20 protein-coding genes and 2 tRNA genes are annotated in these 20,759 nt (G+C 42.7%); 6 read left to right on the top strand and 16 right to left on the bottom strand.

What is annotated here, in order from left to right:
• Positions 1-38: 38 nt before the first annotated feature.
• The 4 genes from PSU72_RS00920 to PSU72_RS00935 all read right to left on the bottom strand — a co-directional run bounded on the left by PSU72_RS00920 (position 39) and on the right by PSU72_RS00935 (position 2,490).
• Positions 39-785: a hypothetical protein gene (locus PSU72_RS00920; RefSeq protein ID WP_300429735.1), complete on the bottom strand. Its 747-nt coding sequence runs from the start codon at positions 783-785 to the stop codon at positions 39-41.
• A 236-nt stretch (positions 786-1,021) separates the two neighbouring features.
• Positions 1,022-1,111: transfer RNA gene (locus tag PSU72_RS00925), tRNA-Ser, on the bottom strand.
• A gap of 63 nt (positions 1,112-1,174) precedes the next feature.
• Positions 1,175-1,723, bottom strand: a complete 549-nt coding sequence (gene def / locus PSU72_RS00930) for a peptide deformylase (protein ID WP_300429737.1) — start codon at positions 1,721-1,723, stop codon at positions 1,175-1,177.
• A 5-nt stretch (positions 1,724-1,728) separates the two neighbouring features.
• Positions 1,729-2,490, bottom strand: a complete 762-nt coding sequence (locus tag PSU72_RS00935) for an S-methyl-5'-thioinosine phosphorylase (protein ID WP_300429739.1) — start codon at positions 2,488-2,490, stop codon at positions 1,729-1,731.
• Between the two features lie 152 nt (positions 2,491-2,642).
• Here PSU72_RS00935 and hpnC point away from each other — a divergent pair, with 152 nt between their 5' ends.
• The 3 genes from hpnC to hpnE are packed head-to-tail and all read left to right on the top strand — an operon-like array spanning position 2,643 to position 5,740.
• The gene (gene hpnC / locus PSU72_RS00940; protein ID WP_300429826.1) at positions 2,643-3,545 is read left to right on the top strand and encodes a squalene synthase HpnC; all 903 of its coding nucleotides are present in this window, start codon (positions 2,643-2,645) and stop codon (positions 3,543-3,545) included.
• Positions 3,546-3,553: 8 nt separating this feature from the next.
• A complete protein-coding gene (gene hpnD / locus PSU72_RS00945; RefSeq protein WP_300429741.1) occupies positions 3,554-4,390 on the top strand; it encodes a presqualene diphosphate synthase HpnD in 837 nt (278 codons plus the stop codon).
• On the top strand, positions 4,391-5,740 hold the full coding sequence (gene hpnE / locus PSU72_RS00950; protein ID WP_300429744.1) for a hydroxysqualene dehydroxylase HpnE: 1,350 nt from the start codon (positions 4,391-4,393) through the stop codon (positions 5,738-5,740). It begins immediately after the preceding gene.
• 45 nt (positions 5,741-5,785) lie between these two features.
• Here hpnE and radA read toward each other — a convergent pair whose 3' ends face one another.
• The 8 genes from radA to uvrB all read right to left on the bottom strand — a co-directional run bounded on the left by radA (position 5,786) and on the right by uvrB (position 13,068).
• Positions 5,786-7,159: a DNA repair protein RadA gene (radA, locus tag PSU72_RS00955; RefSeq protein WP_300429746.1), complete on the bottom strand. Its 1,374-nt coding sequence runs from the start codon at positions 7,157-7,159 to the stop codon at positions 5,786-5,788.
• A gap of 8 nt (positions 7,160-7,167) precedes the next feature.
• On the bottom strand, positions 7,168-8,550 hold the full coding sequence (gene dnaB / locus PSU72_RS00960; protein ID WP_300429749.1) for a replicative DNA helicase: 1,383 nt from the start codon (positions 8,548-8,550) through the stop codon (positions 7,168-7,170).
• A 356-nt stretch (positions 8,551-8,906) separates the two neighbouring features.
• The gene (rplI, locus tag PSU72_RS00965) at positions 8,907-9,356 is read right to left on the bottom strand and encodes a 50S ribosomal protein L9 (protein ID WP_013148127.1); all 450 of its coding nucleotides are present in this window, start codon (positions 9,354-9,356) and stop codon (positions 8,907-8,909) included.
• A gap of 12 nt (positions 9,357-9,368) precedes the next feature.
• Positions 9,369-9,599 carry a 30S ribosomal protein S18 gene (rpsR, locus tag PSU72_RS00970; RefSeq protein WP_013148128.1) on the bottom strand — a complete coding sequence of 77 codons (231 nt, stop codon included), beginning with the start codon at positions 9,597-9,599 and terminating at the stop codon, positions 9,369-9,371.
• Positions 9,600-9,609: 10 nt separating this feature from the next.
• A complete protein-coding gene (gene priB, locus PSU72_RS00975) occupies positions 9,610-9,906 on the bottom strand; it encodes a primosomal replication protein N (RefSeq protein ID WP_300429751.1) in 297 nt (98 codons plus the stop codon).
• 12 nt (positions 9,907-9,918) lie between these two features.
• Complete coding sequence (gene rpsF, locus PSU72_RS00980; protein ID WP_013148130.1) at positions 9,919-10,317, bottom strand: 30S ribosomal protein S6; 399 nt, start codon at positions 10,315-10,317, stop codon at positions 9,919-9,921.
• A gap of 180 nt (positions 10,318-10,497) precedes the next feature.
• Positions 10,498-10,959 (bottom strand): DUF2721 domain-containing protein, encoded by a 462-nt coding sequence (locus PSU72_RS00985; protein ID WP_300429755.1) that lies wholly within the window; start codon positions 10,957-10,959, stop codon positions 10,498-10,500.
• Positions 10,960-11,031: 72 nt separating this feature from the next.
• Positions 11,032-13,068 carry an excinuclease ABC subunit UvrB gene (uvrB, locus tag PSU72_RS00990; protein ID WP_300429756.1) on the bottom strand — a complete coding sequence of 679 codons (2,037 nt, stop codon included), beginning with the start codon at positions 13,066-13,068 and terminating at the stop codon, positions 11,032-11,034.
• 197 nt (positions 13,069-13,265) lie between these two features.
• On the opposite strand from uvrB, the gene PSU72_RS00995 reads away from it, so the two are divergent.
• From PSU72_RS00995 to PSU72_RS01005, 3 genes are all read left to right on the top strand, one after another.
• Complete coding sequence (locus tag PSU72_RS00995; RefSeq protein ID WP_300429758.1) at positions 13,266-14,288, top strand: trypsin-like peptidase domain-containing protein; 1,023 nt, start codon at positions 13,266-13,268, stop codon at positions 14,286-14,288.
• 208 nt (positions 14,289-14,496) lie between these two features.
• On the top strand, positions 14,497-15,717 hold the full coding sequence (locus tag PSU72_RS01000; protein WP_300429760.1) for a pyridoxal phosphate-dependent aminotransferase: 1,221 nt from the start codon (positions 14,497-14,499) through the stop codon (positions 15,715-15,717).
• Between the two features lie 106 nt (positions 15,718-15,823).
• A tRNA-Asn gene (locus PSU72_RS01005) sits at positions 15,824-15,899 on the top strand.
• A 77-nt stretch (positions 15,900-15,976) separates the two neighbouring features.
• Here PSU72_RS01005 and PSU72_RS01010 read toward each other — a convergent pair.
• From PSU72_RS01010 to PSU72_RS01025, 4 genes are all read right to left on the bottom strand, one after another.
• On the bottom strand, positions 15,977-16,960 hold the full coding sequence (locus PSU72_RS01010; RefSeq protein ID WP_300429762.1) for a site-specific integrase: 984 nt from the start codon (positions 16,958-16,960) through the stop codon (positions 15,977-15,979).
• A gap of 199 nt (positions 16,961-17,159) precedes the next feature.
• A complete protein-coding gene (locus PSU72_RS01015; RefSeq protein WP_300429765.1) occupies positions 17,160-17,990 on the bottom strand; it encodes a hypothetical protein in 831 nt (276 codons plus the stop codon).
• A 1-nt stretch (position 17,991) separates the two neighbouring features.
• The gene (locus tag PSU72_RS01020; RefSeq protein WP_300429768.1) at positions 17,992-18,627 is read right to left on the bottom strand and encodes a dUTP diphosphatase; all 636 of its coding nucleotides are present in this window, start codon (positions 18,625-18,627) and stop codon (positions 17,992-17,994) included.
• Between the two features lie 8 nt (positions 18,628-18,635).
• A partial coding sequence (locus PSU72_RS01025; RefSeq protein ID WP_300429770.1) for an AAA family ATPase occupies positions 18,636-20,759 on the bottom strand: 2,124 nt, incomplete at its 5' end.

Raw genomic sequence — 20,759 nt, forward strand, 5'->3', positions numbered from 1 at the left:
GGGTGGGTCAATTTTAAATGCAATTGGTGGGTCAGTTATTAATGCAATTCAACAAGTCCTATGTTGAATCCGTCCATTTCGGGTAGTCCATACTCATCTTTAAGATACGTTGGGCGAGTAGCATCATTGAACTCGTATTTAGACATTTGCCTATAGTCGAACCCATTAACAAATGGCATTGGCTCTCTAATGGTTCGTGATTGAAGAAGTGCAGGTGCAAGTCGTTCGAAAGCGAATTCAAAAATAGTTTTTTCTGAATCTTTTTGGTCAATAAACCATCGGAAACTACTCAGAGTTCCAGGTGTTCTTTGTGCATAATAATTAATTGAGCGCGAGATTACCTCATAAATAAGCTGAACTTGGCATGTAAGTTGAACATAGAGCTGTATTGGCATAGCTTCGACATCATTAGCCAGACTACTAACCATAGCCTTGCCTTCGGGATATAGCATGTTTGGAATGTTTTTTCGAATTGATTGTACTTGCCCTGCTTTATGAAAAGTTACTTCTTGGTTAGTGTTAAGTCCTGCATCAGTTGCAGTACAAAAAAGCAGCCCATTTAATTGTGATAATCCCCTTAAGAACTCTAATAGGGCTTCTTCAGGAATCTGGTACAGCTTTACCTCCTTGAATGACTCTTCGCGGCAATGTTGCTTAAGTATGTTCAGCACCCTCTCAAGCTTTGTCCTTATTCCCTCTGGAGCCACGTACGCTGAAACTACATTCCATGAACCTAGGCTGACAGCATTAACGAAAGTACCAGACTCATCGATATAGATATTCATTGGGATTTATTAAACGTGATGGATTGAATATAACTTTATCAGAAATAGTTTACTGAAAAACTTCAATTATCTATATGTGTACTTGAAGTTACATGCGTATCCTTAGCGTTAATTTTTAATTTAACTAATTTAAAAATTAAATATGGCGCTTATTACCACTGACCAAACCCGTAAGGTAAGAGACTGACGTAAAAAAACCGCAGACCTAATGGTTATGCGGTTTATCGACTTATTCTTGGCGGAAGAGGTGAGATTCGAACTCACGGTGGGCTCGCACCCACGACAGTTTTCAAGACTGTAGCATTAAACCGCTCTGCCACTCTTCCTTCATTTCCGCATCAATTTCAGCGAAAGCAGGATTATAGCAAAGAATTTGTAATATGGAAGCCTCAATCATCAATAATATTTTGTCCGGGGAAAAACACTTCGGTGTAGCCAAAATCTTTTAGATTTTTAATGCGCATTGGATATAGCACGCCATCTAAATGGTCGCATTCGTGTTGCACTACGCGAGCATGAAAACCGCTTACTAATCTGTCGATAGGATTTCCGTATTGATCGAAGCCTGCGTAATGTAAACGCAGATAACGCGGTACTATGCCTCGCATGCCCGGCACAGATAAGCACCCTTCCCAACCATCTTCCACATCGTCACTTATTGGTGTAATAACTGGGTTGATGAGTACGGTATATGGCACAGCATCAGCATCTGGGTAACGTGGATTTTTATTTTCATCAGAAGATTTTTGGCCAAAGATAACCACACGTAAGCTTTCGCCTATCTGCGGTGCCGCAATACCCGCGCCGTTCATTGCCTGCATGGTGTCTTCTAAATTTTGAATTAAACTATGCAGCTCAGGTGTATCAAATTTTTCAACTGGGGAGGCTTTGAGCAACAGACATGGTTCACCCATGCGTAACACTGGTTTAACTGCCATCTTGTTTAATGATCCTTCTGCTTAAACCCGTTTTGTTTAACTAGCTGCGCAATGATGTTACGCACTCGCACCATTGTTTGATTTAAATTATCAACCAACTCTTCGTATTGAATACCGTGCAGGCTATCACCACGCCCTGCTGCGTGATTAGCCACAGGGCAAATAGCCGCGTAACTTATACCTAACTCACGAGCAAGTGCAGCCTCTGGCATGCCTGTCATACCCACCATAGTAGCGCCGTCGCGCTCAAGTCTGTTGATTTCAGCGGCAGTTTCTAATCGTGGGCCTTGCATCGCTGCATAAATGCCAGTGGTGATTAGGGGCTCGCCAATTACCTTAGCTGCTTGCTCCCATTTTGCACGTAAGTTTGGACAATAGGGTTCAGTAAAATCAATATGCTTTACTGGTAGATCAATACCGTCAAAATATGTATTTTTTCGGCCGTGAGTGTAATCAATCACTTGATGAGGCATTGCAATTACACCTGGTGCTAAATCCTTATGAATGCCGCCCACAGTGGCAACAGCAGCAATTTCAGTGACGCCTTGTAAATGCAGAGCTGAAATATTCGCACGATAATTGACCTCATGCGGCGGAATGGTATGCCCATTACCGTGACGCGCTAAAAACACTACTTCACGACCTTCAATTTTGCCAAATATGAGTGGCTGTGAAGGCTCGCCATAGGGTGTACGTACAATCAAACGTCTTGTGATTTCTAAGTTATCTAACTGAGTTAAACCTGTACCGCCAATAATTGCTAACATAAAATTACTTTCAAACTTTCTAAATTACGAGCTATTGCTTCATTTTAACAAAGCTTAGAGAAATTATTGAATTAATTATTCATATGAAAAACTTTATAATTTCAGCAAAATATCCAAGTCAAAATAAGCTTATTTTATGGCATACTCACACCATGACAGACAAGCATTTACCTAACACCCAGAACGATCATAGTGTGATCAATAGTAGTTTGGAATTGGCAAACAGCCATTATGAGAACTTCCCTGTCGCCTCTATGTTTCTGCCGCAATATTTACGTGAACCTATAGGTTTAATTTACAGTTTTGCTCGCCAAGCAGATGACTTTGCTGATGAAGGTGACTTAAGCATCGAGCAACGTTTAGATTTGCTGAATGGATTTCGTAATGAATTAGAGTTATTGCAGGCCTACATCAAGCCGAAATCTAGCTTCTTCGCTAGTTTGGGCGCAATGATTAAGGTGAAAAAACTGCCTTATGATCCCTTTTATGATTTGCTGGATGCTTTTAGTCAAGATGTGACTAAAACGCGCTATGCAGATTATGACGAAGTACTTGATTACTGCACACGCTCAGCTAACCCGATTGGTAGATTGTTATTGCATCTTTACGGGCAATCAAATGCGGCCAATATCAAGCTTTCTGACAACATTTGCACAGCATTACAAATTATTAATTTCTTGCAAGATATTGCGATTGATTTTAAGAAAAATGACGGCAAACAGCGTATTTATTTATGCCAAGACGAAATGGCAGCATTTAGTATCACCGAGTCACAAATTAAAGACTTTGTAGATGGCAAACAAGAGATTGATGAAAACTGGCAACAATATATTCTCTTCAACTTACACCGAGTAAACGCCCTACTTTACTCAGGTAAGCCGCTTGGGCGCATTTTAAAGGGCCGCATAGGCTTTGAAATGCGCATGATTATTGCCGGTGGCGAGCGCATTATTGCCAAGATAAATAAAGTGAATGGTGATATATTCAACTCTAGGCCAACACTCAATTATGGTGATTGGCTGATCGTATTTTTAAAAGCGCTGATGAAAGTATAAGAAAGATAATGACGCCACAGCAATATTGTGAAGAAAAAACCGCAAAAAGCGGATCAAGCTTCTATTACAGCTTTATGTTTTTGCCTAAGGATAGGCGTCAGGCGATTACTGCACTTTACGCCTTTTGTCGCGAAGTTGATGACATTGCAGATGAGTGCACCGACTTTACTATCGCCCAGACCAAACTTAACTGGTGGCGTACCGAGATTGAAAGTCTGTATGAGGGAAAACCGCAACATCCTGTTTCTAAAGCTTTATTAAATCCAATTAAAACATACCAGCTTGATGCCGAACATTTCATTGAAGTCATTGACGGCATGGAGATGGATTTAAAATTCAATCGCTATGAAGATTTCAAGCAATTGCAGCTTTACTGTTATCGCGTTGCCAGCGTCGTTGGCTTACTTACAGCGCAAATATTAGGTTTTAGTAATCGCAAAACCCTTAAATATGCGCATGATTTAGGCATGGCATTTCAATTTACGAACATCATTCGTGATGTAGGCGAAGATGCACGCCGCAACCGCATCTACTTACCCTTAGACGAGTTAGCCCAATTCAACGTAACGGAAGACGATATTCTGCATAGCCGTGAATCGGACGCCGTTAAAAACCTGTTAGATCATCAAATTGAACGTGCAGAAACATACTATGATCGTGCTCTACGTGAGTTACCTGCAGAAGACCGTAAAAACCAGCGTGTAGGATTGATGATGGCGGCAATCTACCGTACTTTATTGCGTGAAATTAAGGTTGATGGTGCGCAAAAAGTATTAAATTCACGCACATCACTCGGCGCATTGCGCAAGATTTGGCTGGTATTTAACGTTTGGATAAAAACTTAAATGAATGTATCAAATACCCATGTGGCAGTGATTGGCGGTGGCTGCGCAGGCTTAAGCGCAGCAGCAGCGTTAATTGAAAAAGGCTTCCAGGTCACGATATTTGAATCCAGCTCTCAGCTTGGCGGCCGCGCTCGCACAGTATTAGTAGAAAATAACAGCCTGATGCACCTATTAGATAATGGTCAACATATCTTGTTAGGCGCATACCGCGAGACTTTAAAGCTATTGCGTAAAGTTGGCGTAGATGAAGAAAAAGCTTTCATGCGCGTGCCGCTGCAAATCAACATGCATGCGGCGTCAGGTAAGTCTATTTTTTCATTAAAATCTGCAAACTATCTACCTAGCCCATTAAATATGCTTGTCGGCCTAATCGCATCTAGAGGATTAAGTATTTCAGAACTTATTGCAGCAATTAAATTTATGGTTCATCTAAGAAGAACCCAATTCCAAATTACAGGTGACAAGGCATTAGAACAGTATCTAATCGAGCATAAGCAACCCATAAAGCTCATAGAAATGTTATGGGAACCTCTATGTTTAGCGGCACTTAATACACCAATCGCCATTGCAAGCACACAAGTTTTCTTGAATGTATTAAAAGACAGCTTCTCTAACGACTCGTTAACAACCAGCAAAAAGAATAGTGACTTCTTGTTACCTCGCTTAGACTTATCAAAAATCATTGCAAACCCAATTGCACACTACCTACAAGAAAATGGTGCAAAAATAAAACTTAACCGTCGTATTCGCCAACTTGAGCTTGAAAATGATGGTTTTAGCTTAACAACACGCGACGGAAAAGCATTTTTTAGTCATGTCGTCATTGCTGCCCCAGCGGCTAGGCTAGATAAACTCATAGAGTCGATACCTAAGTTACAAAACGTATACAAGCAAACGCAAAGTTATAGTTACCAACCTATCTACACCATTTATTTACAATATCCGCAAGATTTTAAACTATCAAATGTGATGTACGGCTTGTCAGGTACATTGGGACAATGGGTTTTTGATAGAGGTCAACTTTGCGATCAAAAAGGTTTGCTTGCTGTGATTGTGAGCGCAACAGGGAAACATCAATCATTAAGCCAAGATGAGTTGGCATTACGTATTGCTAAAGAGCTGCACCAAGCATTTCCTGATATGCCTAAACCATTGTGGCACAAGGTTATTGCTGAAAAACGTGCAACATTTTCTTGCGCGCCAAACTTGGCTAGACCAACCAATAAAACACTACAACCACGATTATATTTAGCGGGTGATTACACTTATGCAGATTATCCAGCGACTATAGAAGGTGCTATTCGGAGTGGGATTTCTTGTGCAAATTTAATTGTGAACAGCTTGGATTAATCTAGCTTAAGTCAATGAACGCTAAAGAAATGTAACTACAGATTCTTAGCCATTTCTCAGTTGATTCAAGGCTTGCTCTAAGCGCTCCACCGCAATCACTTCTAAACCAGCAATTTTAGCTTTTGGCGCATTCGCTTTAGGTACGATTGCCTTAGTAAAACCTAATTTAGCAGCTTCTTTTAAGCGTATCTGACCACCTTGAACTGGGCGCACTTCACCAGCCAATCCAACTTCACCAAACACTATAAGTTTGTTATCTAATGGTTTGTTTTTTAAAGAAGAAACGATTGAAAGTATCACCGCCAAGTCAACTGCAGGTTCAGCAATTTTGACACCGCCCACAGCGTTAATAAACACATCTTGATCAAAACACGGAATGCCAGCATGACGATGCAAAACGGCTAACAACATAGCTAAACGATTTTGCTCTAAACCAACACATAACCTTTTGGGGCTAGGCGCATGGCTTTCATCAACCAAGGCTTGAATTTCAATCAATAATGGGCGCGTACCTTCCATCGTCACAGTAATACAGCTACCCGCCACTTCACCTTCATGATGCGATAAAAATAAAGCTGATGGATTGGAAACTTCACGCAGACCATTTTCCGTCATGGCAAAAACACCAAGCTCATTGACGGCGCCAAAGCGATTCTTAAACGCGCGTATCAATCTAAAAGATGAGTTTTGGTCACCTTCAAAATACAAAACGGTATCAACAATATGCTCTAGCACTCGTGGTCCTGCTAATGAGCCCTCTTTGGTGACATGCCCTACCAATATAACGGTAATGCCAAGTTGTTTAGCAATTCGAGTCAATTGCGCAGAACATTCACGCACCTGCGCCACTGAACCTGGCGCGGATTGTAAGGCCTCAGAATAGACCGTTTGAATAGAATCAATCACTGCAATATTAGGTTTATGCGTTTGAAGCGTCGCTAAAATTTTCTCTAGGTTAATTTCGGCTAAAAGCTCAACTTCGCTTGCATCCAAACCTAAACGTTTGGCGCGCATGGCAATTTGTTGCGGAGACTCCTCACCACTGACATAAATGGCTTGGCTAGACTTTCCTAAATGACACAAAACCTGAAGCAACAAAGTCGATTTACCAATACCCGGGTCACCGCCAATCAAAACCACACCACCCTCAACTAGGCCACCACCTAATACTCGGTCAAACTCGCTGATTCCTGTCGGTTTTCGCGCAATATCTGCAGCTTTAATACTGCTTATCTTTTGCAAAGTACTACTTTGCGCTAAGCCTTCAAACTTGTTGGCATAGCGGTTGGTCGACGTATTGCTTTCTTCTATACTCTCAACTAGCGTATTCCAAGCCATGCAACTTGGGCATTGACCTTGCCACTTAGGCTCGCTAGCGCCGCATTCTGTGCAGCTATAAACAGTTTTAGCTTTTGCCACGCGAACCTTTAATATTCATCTGCCATGTGGCCACTGCCAGCATAGTTTTCGAAGCGCGTATGTTGACCCATGAATGTCAGACGAACACGCCCAATCGGACCATTACGCTGCTTACCAATGATAATTTCAGCTGTGCCTTTATCAGGACTATCAGGGTTATATACCTCATCACGATAAATAAATAAAATTACGTCGGCATCTTGCTCAATCGCGCCAGATTCACGCAAGTCACTCATCACAGGGCGCTTATCAGGGCGCTGCTCTACGCTTCGGTTAAGCTGTGAAAGCGCAACTACTGGGCAATCTAATTCTTTTGCCAGCGCTTTTAGCGAGCGTGAAATTTCTGAAATTTCAGTTGCACGGTTTTCACCTTGCCTACCAGCTGGAGCTGCCATCAATTGTAGGTAATCGATCACAATTAAGCCCAATTTACCAGTTTGACGATGCAACCTACGCGCTCTTGCACGCACATCAAAACTGCTTAAACCTGCGCCTTCATCAATAAAGATGGGGGCTTCATTTAGCTTACCTAATGCTGTGGTAAGCTTTTCCCAGTCTTCATCCTCGAGGTTACCATTACGCATGCGGTGTTGATCTAAGCGTCCTACTGAACCAATCATACGCATTGCAAGTTGTGTACCGCCCATCTCCATTGAGAACACAGCCACAGGTAATTTGGTGTCAAGCGCCACATTTTCTGCAATGTTCAATGAGAATGCAGTTTTACCCATCGAAGGTCGACCAGCGACGATAATCAAATCACCACCTTGCATCCCTGATGTCATCGCATCAAGGTCGGCGAAGCCTGTAGGGACACCAGTCACATCTGAAGGGTTATCCCTAGAGTAAAGGTAGTCAATACGATCGGCCACTTGTGGCAAAAGAATTTTAATATCCACAAAGCCTTGTGTGCTCTTTTTACCACCTTCAGCAATCTGGAATATTTTAGCTTCCGCTTCATCAAGCAACTGCTCCGCATTGCGGCCATTGGGCAAATATGCGCTTTCAGCAATACCTGAACCCACCACTACTAATTGGCGCATCACAGCACGTTCATGAACGATTTCGGCATAGCGTCTGATATTAGCCGCAGTCGGCGTGCTTTGTGCCAAAGCGCCTAAATAGGCAATTCCGCCTACGCCAGAAAGCTCAGCTGTACTTTCTAACGATTCAGCAACAGTGACGATATCAGCAGGTCGGTTATGCTCAACAAGTTTAGCGATATGTTGAAATATCGCTTTGTGATCATGCCGATAGAAATCGTTGGGAGATAAGATATCTGCGACTTTATCTAAAGCTTCATTTTCAAGCAATAAAGAGCCGATAACCGATTGCTCAGCTTCTACGGAATGTGGGGGGATTTTTAATGCATCTAATTGTTGGTCAGCCATGGAGTGATTATACTCAATAACGCTGTATGCTTAGCAGACAAAAGTTAAATTTAGTCAGAGCTTGAAGTGGGTAGTAGCAAACTCAAGTATATCTACGCTGCTAGCAAGTTATAGCTATTCCACTAAACAATACCATCACCAACTGCGTCATTCCGTGCTTTACACGGAATCCAGTGACTTTAAAGCCGCTAGATACCGACTTTCGTCGGTATGACGACTGTAAAACATTGGCTTATAGTGTCGGATTTTCTGATGCAACAGCTATATAGTGGACGTTTAAGCTGAAATACAATAAAAAAGGCTACCGAAGTAGCCTTTTTCAATTCAAGCACCTGAAAATTTCAATTGTTTGTTAATTACGCCTCACCAACTACTGTCACTGTAATATCTACAACAACATCATGGTGCAATGCAACTGTAACCACGTGGTCACCGATTGTTTTCAATGGACCGTTTGGCATACGTACCAAAGCTTTAGTGACTTCAAAACCTTGAGCAACTAAACCTTCAGCGATGTCGCCGTTAGTTACTGAACCGAATAAACGACCATCAACACCAGCCTTTTGAGCTACTGTCATTGTGAATGAAGCTAATTTTTCACCACGTGCTTGCGCAGCAGCTAAGATTTCAGCTTGTTGTTTTTCTAACTCTACACGGCGAGCAGCGATTTCAGCTTTGTTAGCTTCTGTAGCGCGTTTTGCTTTACCTTGTGGAATCAAAAAGTTACGACCGTAACCATCTTTAACTTTAACGATATCACCTAAATTACCTAGGTTACCTACTTTTTCTAATAAAATAATTTGCATGGTAGCCTCCGATTATTGGTGTTTATCTGTGTATGGAAGCAAAGCCAAGAAACGAGCAAGTTTAACTGCTGTCGTTAATTGACGTTGATAACGTGCTTTAGTGCCCGTCATACGTGCTGGAATGATTTTTGCGTTTTCTGAGATGAAATCTTTTAAAAGATCTACATCTTTGTAATCAACTTCTTTGATGCCTTCTGCTGAAAAACGGCAGTAACGGCGGCGTTTGTACATTTCTCTTGCCATTTGAATACTCCTAAATACTTACTATATGGTTAATGTGCATGACCAGTTGTGTGCTTTTAAGGCTGCGCTTGGCTAAAAACCCACTCGCTTGTATGTGTGAGCCTATTTCTAAGCCTTGCGGTATATTATTTTTGGCTAAATCACCTAAAACAACCGCATTGACTTCACATTCCACCTTGCGCTTCATGCCAGCTTCAACTTGCTCTGAAACATGACGCAATACAACACTTAACAACGGTATGCCTGCTGGCGTGTAACGAAGCGGCTCAATTTGCACAACTTCTGCTTGCAACACCAGTTTATTCACTTGTTTTACTAATTAAGCTGCAGAAGCCTCTGTTGCAGCTTCAACTGGAGCGGCTACTGGAGCTGCATCACGGCTTAATACTGATCTAGATTTTTCTTCTTTCATCATTGGTGATGGTGCTGTAACAGCAGTTTTCTTAGACATTAACAAATGACGTAAAACAGCATCATTGAATTTAAAGCCATGCTCAAGCTCAGCTAAAACTTCAAGATTGCACTCAATGTTCATTAACACATAGTGTGCTTTGTGGATTTTTTGGATTGGGTATGCAAGTTGACGGCGACCCCAGTCTTCTAAGCGGTGAACTGCACCGCCGCTAGCTGTGATAAGCGTACGGTAACGCTCAATCATCGCTGGCACTTGTTCGCTTTGGTCCGGATGGACGATAAACACTAGTTCATAATGTCTCATTAGTACTCCTTATGGATTATAGCCACCTGCAAAATGCTTTTTACTTACATGAAGCATTGCAATGTTACTGATGCAGTGTGACAAGGTTAAATTGTATTTACTCGATAAGCTTACCGAGCAAGCGCGCGATTATAGACAAAAGTCCACCGACAATCAACTAAATCAGCATATTTAGCGCATTTAAGGCACGATTTTTCGCTTAGAGAGCTGAAACACATGCTTAGATAGAGAAATCTCACGTATAAAACAAGTTAAACCAGAAATTAAGCTCCCCATCGCAAAGATGAACAAAATTGATACTAACCAAGACGTATCCCAGTTGATTGCGGATCCTAAAAATAGCAAGCCAATCACTACAGCCACTAACAACAGTGTAAATGTGCATAGCGTTATAGACCAATGGACCCAGTTAGCGCGGCACGACAGGATATCAAGCTCCTGACTGTAGCGTTCTTGCCTCGGATCATCAGCCTGCACAGTAGCAAGACTTTCATTCAACACTCTGAACCTATCTACCACGCGCCCTAAACGGCTCGTTAATACACCCAATAAGGCACTAACACCCATTAATAGAAATACAGGTGCAATAGCAAGCTGTATCACCTCTGAAGCCACAGTGACGCCATGAATAGAGGTTTGCATAACGACCCTTTTATTTAAAAAAATTTCATACAATTTAAAATTGATGACTTGATATTTTGCTCACATAAGCTCTTAAGCAACTAAATCCGGCATCTCCGCCCCATAAAATTTAACTCTAAGTTTTTTCAGCTGATCTCTGAAATCTGCGGCTTTCTCAAACTCAAGGTTTTTAGCGGCATCATGCATGGCTTTTTCCAAGCGCTTCATTTCTTTAGCGATTTGTTTTTCGCTTAACGATTCATAGTTAGCTTGATCTTGCAGCACTTTACGCTCACGTTGCGCTTCATCTTTATCATAAACGCCATCAATAATGTCTTTGATGCGTTTAGATATACCTCTAGGAACGATGCCATTAGCCTCATTGAAGGCTAGCTGCACCCCTCGTCTTCTTTCGGTTTCATCCATCGCAGCTTTCATACTGCGGGTGATTTTGTTGGCATAAAAAATCACTTGCCCATTCAAGTTACGTGCTGCGCGACCTGCCGTTTGAATTAGACTGCGCTCTGAGCGTAAGAAGCCTTCCTTATCGGCATCTAGCACTGCAACTAGCGATACTTCTGGGATATCCAAGCCTTCGCGCAATAAGTTAATGCCGACCAATACGTCAAATTCACCGAGACGCAAGTCACGAATAATTTCTACGCGCTCCACTGTATCAATATCACTATGCAAATAACGCACTTTAACGCCATGCTCGCTTAAATAATCGGTTAAATCTTCTGACATGCGCTTGGTCAGTGTAGTCGCCAATACGCGTTCGCCAACCGCTACACGAAGCTTAATTTCACCTAACAAATCATCAACTTGCGTATCAGCCGGCTTAACGGTAATCTGAGGATCAACCAAACCTGTTGGGCGCGCAATCATCTCAACCACTTGTTGTTGATGATTGGCTTCGTATTCTGAGGGAGTTGCTGATACAAATACGCATTGGCGCATAATGCGCTCAAACTCTTCAAACTTAAGTGGACGATTATCCAGCGCAGATGGCAAGCGCCAACCGTAATCAACTAAATTCTCTTTACGTGAGCGGTCACCTTTATACATGGCGCCAATTTGCGGAACTGTGACGTGGCTTTCATCAATAATCATTAGCGCATTATCTGGCAAATAATCAATTAAAGTTGGTGGTGGATCACCTGGATTGCCGCCAGATAAATGGCGTGAGTAGTTTTCAATGCCTTTACAAAAACCAATCTCATTCAACATTTCGAGGTCAAAGCGTGTTCGCTGCTCAATACGTGCTGCTTCTAGCAACTTACCCGTTTTAATATAAAAATCTACACGATCTTTAAGTTCGTGTTTGATTTTTTCTATTGCACGAATCGTGGTTTCACGCGGTGTAACATAGTGGCTTGATGGATAAACCGTGTAACGCGGGATTTTATTGAAAATCTGCCCTGTGAGTGGGTCAAACAAAGTAATGGATTCAATTTCATCATCAAACATAGAGATGCGCACTGCGGTTTCGTTATTTTCCGCAGGGAATACATCAATCACATCGCCACGCACCCTAAATGTACCGCGCGAAAAATCAAACTCGTTACGGTCATACTGCATGCCAACTAAGCGTGCAATCATGTCGCGCTGTGGTATTTTTTCGCCCTGCTGTAAGTGCAGCACCATGCCGTGATAATCAGTCGGGTCACCGATACCGTAAATAGCAGAAACCGTCGCGACAATAATACTGTCTTCACGCTCTAGCAACGCTTTTGTGGCTGAAAGCCGCATCTGCTCGATATGCTCGTTAATACTGGAATCTTTTTCAATGAACAAATCACGCGAAGGCACGTAAGCTTCGGGCTGGTAATAATCGTAATAAGAAACGAAATATTCAACCGAGTTATTAGGAAAGAACTCCCTAAACTCACTGTATAACTGTGCTGCCAAGGTCTTATTTGGCGCCATCACAATGGCTGGACGACCCGTGCGTGCAATCACGTTGGCCATAGTGTAAGTTTTACCAGAGCCAGTCACCCCGAGCAATGTTTGAAACTTCAAGCCGTCATCGATACCTTGCGTCAACTTATCAATCGCTTGCGGCTGGTCGCCAGCAGGCGGAAATGGCTGGTTTAACTGATATTTACTATTTGGGAAGGTTACGAACACATTACTCTTCATTGAATTTAACGTTTTATTTTAACAGTATATTTAATGAAAATAGCGAATAATTAGTTTGTAACTCATTGAGAACTTTGCAAGATTATTGCAGTCAGTTTACAAACAGCAATATTAAACAAGCTGTGCAGCAAGCAAATAAAGTTCATCATCCAAAATTTAAACTAAAGTTATGATAGGGAATTACTATGCCTAGATTCACTCTGCGATACATTCTGCTTACAGCTTTAATAGCCTTTGCGCAAAACGCATTCGCAATCGATCAACATAAAGTATTAAGTGCATTGCAAACAGTAGTGATGGTGCGCGGCTATAACGATACGGGCGGCTTATCTTACGGCTCTGGTGTGGTAGTGGCTTCGAACAAAGTCATGACAAACTGCCATATATTTCGCAGTACCAAACAACCTTGGATTGCGCGTGGTGAAGACACATACGATATATTTTCAGTGCAAGCTGACAGATGGCATGACCTATGTTTACTCACTACAGCAAACTTGCCGTTTAAACCAGCAACCATTGTAAATGGTCATAACCTAAAACGTGGCCAAGACATCATATCGATTGGCCACTCAAATGGTGCGCCATCGCCTTTAACCTCAGCAGGCGTCATCAACTCTACTTACACCTTTGAAGGCGGACGTGTGATTAGGAGCAGCGCTGCATTCCGTATGGGTGCAAGTGGTAGCGGTATTTTTGACACTGAAGGCAATCTATTGGGCATTAACACCTTTAAGACACCAGGTAGAAATGCATACTTTTATTCCCTGCCTATCGAGTGGCTAGCCGATCTTGAAAAACTTCCAGTTGAAACCACCTTCCCTATTAAAGGCAAAGCATTTTGGGAAGAAGATGACGATAAAAAACCGTTCTTTATGCAAATTGCGCTGCCAGAAATCAATCAGGATTGGCCTAAACTTGCCAAAATTGCACAAAATTGGATTGATATCGACCCAAATAACTCTGATGCATGGTACGAACTAGGCAATGCGCAAGAGAACATGCAAAAGATTGACGAAGCAAAAGTCGCATACAAAAAATCTGTCGCGCTTGACGCTTCCAATACTAATTCATTGTTCAGACTAGGCGCTATTGCCCAAACCGCAGGCGACAAAGTAGTGATGCATGATATCAATGTCGCTATTGCAAATATTAATAAAGATTTAGCTCAGGAATATAGTCAGATGCTGGGCTGCGAAACAGAGTGTTAAGCTAAATACACCTAATAAATCCCTCAAGTTAAGAGGCGCTAAACTCAACGCCTCTTAACTTTAAAATTTTCGTTACTACAAATTCTGCAACCATAAACTTTTCGCAACTACGTGATAACTCACGATAAATCATTCCTAAACAGCATTTTTATGCGTAAAATAGTGCCCATTCAATTAATTGCAAAAATTTGTTTTAAGGAAGCATATTTTGTCATCAGCAGCTCATCAGGCATCCGTTTTATCTAAACGCGTTCAATCAATCAAAGAATCTCCTACGCTAGCAATTACTGCAAAAGCAGGTAAATACAAAGCTGAAGGCCGCCCTATTATTGGCTTAGCAGCCGGTGAGCCAGACTTTGATACGCCACAACACATTAAAGATGCTGCAAAAGCGGCGATTGACAATGGCTTCACAAAATATACGCCTGTAGCAGGTATTCCTGGGCTTAAAAAAGCCATCGTCAATAAGTTCAAAAATGAAAATGGTTTCGACTACGCTTTAAATGAAGTGATTGTTGGCGTTGGCGGCAAACAAACTATATTCAATTTATGCCTAGCAGTACTTAATAAAGGTGATGAAGTCATCGTTCCAGCACCTTACTGGGTGTCTTATGCGGACATTGCTTTAGTTGCTGAAGCTACGCCTATTGTTATTGAATGTGGCATTGAGCAAGGCTTTAAATTGCTACCAGCCCAATTAGAAGCTGCAATCACGCCAAAAACTAAAATCTTCATGATTAACTCTCCTTCTAACCCTACTGGCGCTGTATACAGCCTAGCTGAATTGCAAGCATTGGGCGAAGTGTTACTTAAACACCCACATGTATTAGTAGCGACCGACGACATGTACGAACACGTCAACTTAACTGGCGACAAGTTTTACAATATTTTAAATGCAACACCAGCACTAAAAGACCGCTGTATCGTACTTAACGGCGTTTCTAAAGCTTACTCAATGACTGGTTGGCGCATAGGCTACGCTGCAGGCCCTGCTTACATCATTAAGGCGATGGAAATTTTACAATCGCAATCTACCAGCAATGCAACCTCTATCTCTCAAGTCGCGGCACAAGCTGCGCTTGAAGGCTCACAAGATTGCATTACACCGATGGTTACAGCATTCAAAGAGCGCCACACCTACGTGGTTAACCGTTTCAACACAATGCCAGGCTTAAGCTGTTTAATGGCTGGTGGCGCTTTCTATGCATTCCCAGATGCACGTGGTGCAATTGACAACCTGTACAAAGCCGGAAAAATTAAAGCAGCTACAGATATGGCATTAGCTGAATACCTGCTTGAGGAGTTTGACGTGGCCGTTGTACCAGGGTCGGCCTTCGGTGCTGAAGGCTATTTCCGTATTTCATTCGCCACTTCTATGGAAAATCTAAGCAACGCGCTAGACAGAATTGAAAAAGCACTCAATATTTAAAAAAAAGCATTTTGACGTTGACCAAGTACCGCTAAGTCATTAATATAGCGGCTTCACAAAATCAACGGTTTGTGATGAAATAGAAGTAGCAGGAAAAACCGAATATTCCTCGATAGCTCAGTCGGTAGAGCAACGGACTGTTAATCCGTGTGTCCCTGGTTCGAGCCCAGGTCGAGGAGCCAGTTTCAGAGGTTTTGAAAAAGGCACTGTGCGATGTTTGTGCGATGAAATTTGCGCTCCTCGAATAGCCTTACTTAACTTACAATTTTGGCAAACCATTTGCATGCTTCTGTAAATGGGTCACATCTAAATGCGCGTATTTTCTGACCATACTTGAATCTTTCCAGTTTCCCAACTCCTGCAAGTCGATTAACGGCACACCATTTTGTATCATCCAGCTTGCCCATGTGTGACGTAAATCATGGAATCGAAAGTCTGTGATACCTGCACGTTTCATTGCGTTATACCACGCCCTAGTCGATGCTTGCTGAATAGGTTTGCCTCTGTAAGTAATTACGTGGGTGTCGTGGTTGCCCTTCAAAGCCTCAAGGACTTCGATAGCAGAATCATTTAACGGAACTCCAACAGGCTTCTCATTCTTAGATAAGTCACCATGAATCAAAATAATCTTACGCTTCAAATCCACTTGGCTCCACTCCAAGTTCATCACGTTAGCACGGCGTTGCCCAGTACATAAGGCAAGTGTCGCTAAAGCTTTCAGGTGCGGAGGCAGTTCATTCAAAAGCGTACGCGCTTGGTCATGTGTCAACCAGCGAATACGCCTAGCTTTCTCAGGGTAGAGCTTAATGTATGGCGCACGATCTAACCAACCCCACTCTTTCTCTGCCCTGTTTAGTATTGCTCGAAGTAACTGCAGGTGCCTATTGGCCGTAGCAGGTGATGATTCTTTCTTTTTCTTTTTGGCTATGTCCTGAATAATATCAAAGGTTATATCATTCAGGAACATACCCGACAAATGCTTTGTTAACCATTTAGCGCGAGACTTGTCATCCTCAATGGATTTCTTAGCTACCTTTTCCTCAAACCAACGAAGACATGCATGCTCCCAAGTCTTCGTTAATTTGTCTCCAAGTTTGTCATCGCGCCATGCTCGGCGCTTTAAGTCGTCATGGTATTCCTGAGCTGCTTGGCGGTTTTCCGTGTTAGCACTGAGTCTAACGACTTCGCCATTCGGCTTTGTGAAGTGAACGTGCCAGATGTTTCCACGTTTTTTGATAGGCATGGTTTTACCTCCTGATATGTTGATCGAACATGTTCCAGTAAATCGAAACGAACAAAAGCCCAGCAACCGCCCTTACCTCGAACTTTGCCACCCTTAATCCTACCTGCGGTGGCCTCCTGAGCTAACCAATCAGGGCGAACCCTGAGAAATTTGGCAGCTTCTCGGAGACCAATTGGCTCATAAAGAAAAGCTGCCTCTGTCATGCTTCAATACCTTCCTCAAACAATTTACGGTACTGTGTCCAACCTACTGAGAGGTTGCCATTCGAGCACATAAATTGCTTAGTTGCTGGAGTGGCTTGGTGCTCAAGCGGTGAAGCATGCCAAGGTTTCGCACCTACTAGACGGTCATAAAGAACCATGTCGTTCAGTACATCAGGCACCTTCTTATCGTGTGTCAAATATGAAACCCTTGCACAGCGAGCCACACTAAATTTAATTAAGTGCATCAATTTGAATAACTTGTTATTACGCTCCTCGGAAGTCACGTAAGGTAAGTGCCAATCACCGACAGATAATATGCTAGGCACACTATCCTCACGAGCCAAACGCATCTTTCTAGCCAGTGAAGCAATCTCTGGTTGGGCATCTGCATGGTCACGAAGCTCAAACCAGTTGTCATACTTGGATGAAGTTAGCACCACAGTAATGTATTGCCAAGGTTCTAATAATCGGTTGGCGACCTGTTTATGCATGCCCAGTTTCATCATCGTCCACGCTGCAACGCACATTGCGCGGCCTGACCACTTCCAAACTGACTTAGCCAACACTAAGGAAATACCAGAGAGCTCAGCGCCTGCCTGCATACCAGCCTGATTGCTGCCCCAATATTCAGGACCAGCTGGGTCACTCCAAACCTGAGCCAAAACTTTAGCAACAGGGATAGCGCGGCTTGAACTGGCGTTGCGGCTAAATACTCGGTGAGTCATTAACTCAGCGTGAACTGCTCTCCAATATTTCAATTCATAAGTAGTTAAGCGATCAGAACCTACCGTCAAACTGTCTGCGATAATACGTACGTTATTAGCCATCTTAAACAACCTCCTTATAAGCAGCTTCTAGGCCTCTATATATGTCATTGGCATAGTCAGCAGCCAAAGGATTAGCATTCATCATTACTTCAACCAATCGCTTGTTGTCTTCGACACCGTTCCACAACTTACGGTAGGTGCCTTTTTTGTAGCCGTTGTCCTGTCTGAACATATTGAGAACATTCTTGCCAATATATAGAGAGTAGAGTTCAGCCAAGTCCATGCCACTACTATCAAGCGTGTCTTTGAATGTAAGAACAACTTCACTCATGTCAGAACTGAGGGCTGCCGCGGCCAAGCTTTCTAAGTTGGCTATCAAAGCATTCGGCATAAATAACTTTGGTGAGCCTATTGAACCATCACCAATGTCGTCTGTTAATTCGTCCTCGTGGCAACCTTCAACTGCTAAACTTAGAATGAAGTGCCAGATGTCTACGATCTCCATCTTGACTTGAGACTCATCAGTAGTTGTGTGTTTCCACCATTTCCAAGGCATTTGCTCAACTGCTTCTGCAGACTCTAACCAGATTGCACGATACCAATTCCAACCCATCGAAGCCCATTCAGGACTTACTTTATTGTTCATTGAGTTTTGGAGCTTTAGCATCTCTTGCATCATTGTTTGGTTTGTTTTCATTTTGTTTCCTATAAAGTAATTAATTGATTTGCCGCACCTTCATTCACTTCCTTATGAGTAACCATAAGGGTTTGAGTGAAGCCAAAGGCAAGTAAAAATCCGACCATCTCCTGTGAACGTTTGTCATCCATCGCAGCACTTGGCTCATCGAGAATTAAGAACGGAGCACTCGGTAAGAATGTTCGGGTTAAAGCTAGTCGAATCGCTAAGCCAAGGATGTCAAGTGTTGAACCTGACAACCCTTCTACGCTTTGCCCATCGACTTTAAAGCCATCTGAAGCTTTTGACACGCACGAAGTAAAACCTCTCATCGTACTAAAATACGAAGAAACAGCACCCAACACAACGTTCCATAACCGATCAGCGATAATAGGTCGCGCGGCTCTTAAACGTTTGATTAGAGCGTTATTGAATACCAACTCCTCGACAGATTTCTTAGCAATCTCAACGTCTTCTTCAGCATCAGTTACGTTAACTAGGGCAGCGTCATAAGCAGCCTGCTCTTTAGCAATTGATTCACGAATAGACTTAGCCTGAAATCTAGCGTCAGCTTCTTTGCTAACTACTCTGGCCTGTTCTTCAAACATCTCACTGAAATCATTCACAAGTGTCTCAACTTGGTCGGCAGCACCTAAAGACAATAAGGTTGATTGAAGGTTGACAATCTTAGCGTCATCAGCCACAGCCAAGTCTTTCAGCACATCTAGCTTAGCTGCCGCTGCAGTTGATTGAGTGCGCTTCATGTTGAGGTTAGCTAAATTGTTTTGAAGTTTCATAAGCTCGTCAGCATCTACTGGCGCTGGAACTTTACCAACCCACGACAACGACACAGGCACCTGCAAGTCATGGGCCTTAATGTTGTCAGAAACCAGCTGCAGGTAGATGTGCTGTGAAGCCTTAATCATTTTTAAAGTGTCTAACGTGCCTTCATCGTCAGCAAGAGCCGCTTTGAGCGACACAACAGCCTCGTCAGAGAGTTTGATACTTTCGTCTAAATCTGCATTCTTCTTAGCGATTTCAGGGAACTTGCTCACGTCCTGGTTACAAAATCCACAAACTGAACCTGTTACTTTCTGAGATTGGAACAAACGCTTATCAGCAGCTTGAGCAGTGATAGCAGCTTTAGTGTCTAAGATAATCCCAGTAGTTTTATGAATTTCTTCATCTAAGCTTTCTTCAGAACCTTCCCAGAAATCTTCAGGGTATGTTCCCATCACTCTGGTCATTAAGTTGTACTCTTTAATTAGATCAGCGGCGTTTTTAGCATTGTCCAAAGCCTTTACAGCTTCAGCTATGTCGGAGTCATCAGGGTTGATTTTCACTACTTCTAACATGGCTTCAACTGTCTGAGCTCTATCGTTTGATAAGGCTTTAAGCGTTGCAATATTCGCTTTGATTTTGTCGGCAGCAAGTTCTGCAGCAACAGCCTCATCACGTTTAACCTTGGCTGCGGCCAGTGGCTCATCAAAAGAAGCTGCTTCAATCTGTAAATCTTCAGCAGAAGCTTCAAACTTAAGAGCAATGGTTTCCCATTCTTCGGTGTCGGGGGCAACTGCTTGAGACTTAACTAACTCTAGTCTCAGGTCGGCCTGCTGTAAGATTGCTTCAGCTGACGCTGTTGGGCCTGTCACTAGATTGTTTTGAACCAACTCAACAACTGTATCGATTAATTCAAAGTTCGCTAGGTTCTCGATCAACTCCATAGTTGCCTTAGGACCTTGTGATAACGCTCCACGAATGTCGCCCTGTGAACCATAAATCAACTTACCTGCATTGCCATTAGTCACACCAAACAAACGCTCTACGAACGCGCTACATTCAGTTTGTCCAGTAACCTTGCCACCTTCATAATTGATTTCGGCACCAGCTTTACTACGTTTGATTGTGTAATCTGTACCGTCACACGCTACAACTAACTCAACTGCTAAAGTATTCTCAGGTTTACCCCAAGTAACAACATCGGCAAGTGAGCCACGGCATGACTTCACACCGAACAGAGCGTAGGCAATTGCCTCTAACATCGTTGTTTTACCAGCCTCGTTTGCGCCACGGACAACAACCATGCCCTGCTCAAACTCAATGTGATTGGCTTCCATCTTACGGAAGTTTGTGGTCTTTAATGATTTAAGCAT

Source organism: Methylotenera sp., assembly GCF_029945535.1.
Lineage (GTDB): Bacteria > Pseudomonadota > Gammaproteobacteria > Burkholderiales > Methylophilaceae > Methylotenera.

Coding starts and splice junctions, on each gene's coding strand:
- hpnE (WP_300429744.1), top strand. CDS start 4,391: ATGAATGTATCAAATACCCATGTGGCAGTGATTGGCGGTGGCTGCGCA.
- rpsR (WP_013148128.1), bottom strand. CDS start 9,599: ATGGCAAGAGAAATGTACAAACGCCGCCGTTACTGCCGTTTTTCAGCA.
- rplI (WP_013148127.1), bottom strand. CDS start 9,356: ATGCAAATTATTTTATTAGAAAAAGTAGGTAACCTAGGTAATTTAGGT.
- hpnD (WP_300429741.1), top strand. CDS start 3,554: ATGACGCCACAGCAATATTGTGAAGAAAAAACCGCAAAAAGCGGATCA.
- PSU72_RS00935 (WP_300429739.1), bottom strand. CDS start 2,490: ATGTTAGCAATTATTGGCGGTACAGGTTTAACTCAGTTAGATAACTTA.
- rpsF (WP_013148130.1), bottom strand. CDS start 10,317: ATGAGACATTATGAACTAGTGTTTATCGTCCATCCGGACCAAAGCGAA.
- PSU72_RS00985 (WP_300429755.1), bottom strand. CDS start 10,959: ATGCAAACCTCTATTCATGGCGTCACTGTGGCTTCAGAGGTGATACAG.
- PSU72_RS01020 (WP_300429768.1), bottom strand. CDS start 18,627: ATGAAAACAAACCAAACAATGATGCAAGAGATGCTAAAGCTCCAAAAC.
- dnaB (WP_300429749.1), bottom strand. CDS start 8,550: ATGGCTGACCAACAATTAGATGCATTAAAAATCCCCCCACATTCCGTA.
- PSU72_RS00920 (WP_300429735.1), bottom strand. CDS start 785: ATGAATATCTATATCGATGAGTCTGGTACTTTCGTTAATGCTGTCAGC.
- hpnC (WP_300429826.1), top strand. CDS start 2,643: ATGACAGACAAGCATTTACCTAACACCCAGAACGATCATAGTGTGATC.
- PSU72_RS01015 (WP_300429765.1), bottom strand. CDS start 17,990: ATGGCTAATAACGTACGTATTATCGCAGACAGTTTGACGGTAGGTTCT.
- def (WP_300429737.1), bottom strand. CDS start 1,723: ATGGCAGTTAAACCAGTGTTACGCATGGGTGAACCATGTCTGTTGCTC.
- PSU72_RS01010 (WP_300429762.1), bottom strand. CDS start 16,960: ATGCCTATCAAAAAACGTGGAAACATCTGGCACGTTCACTTCACAAAG.
- PSU72_RS00995 (WP_300429758.1), top strand. CDS start 13,266: ATGCCTAGATTCACTCTGCGATACATTCTGCTTACAGCTTTAATAGCC.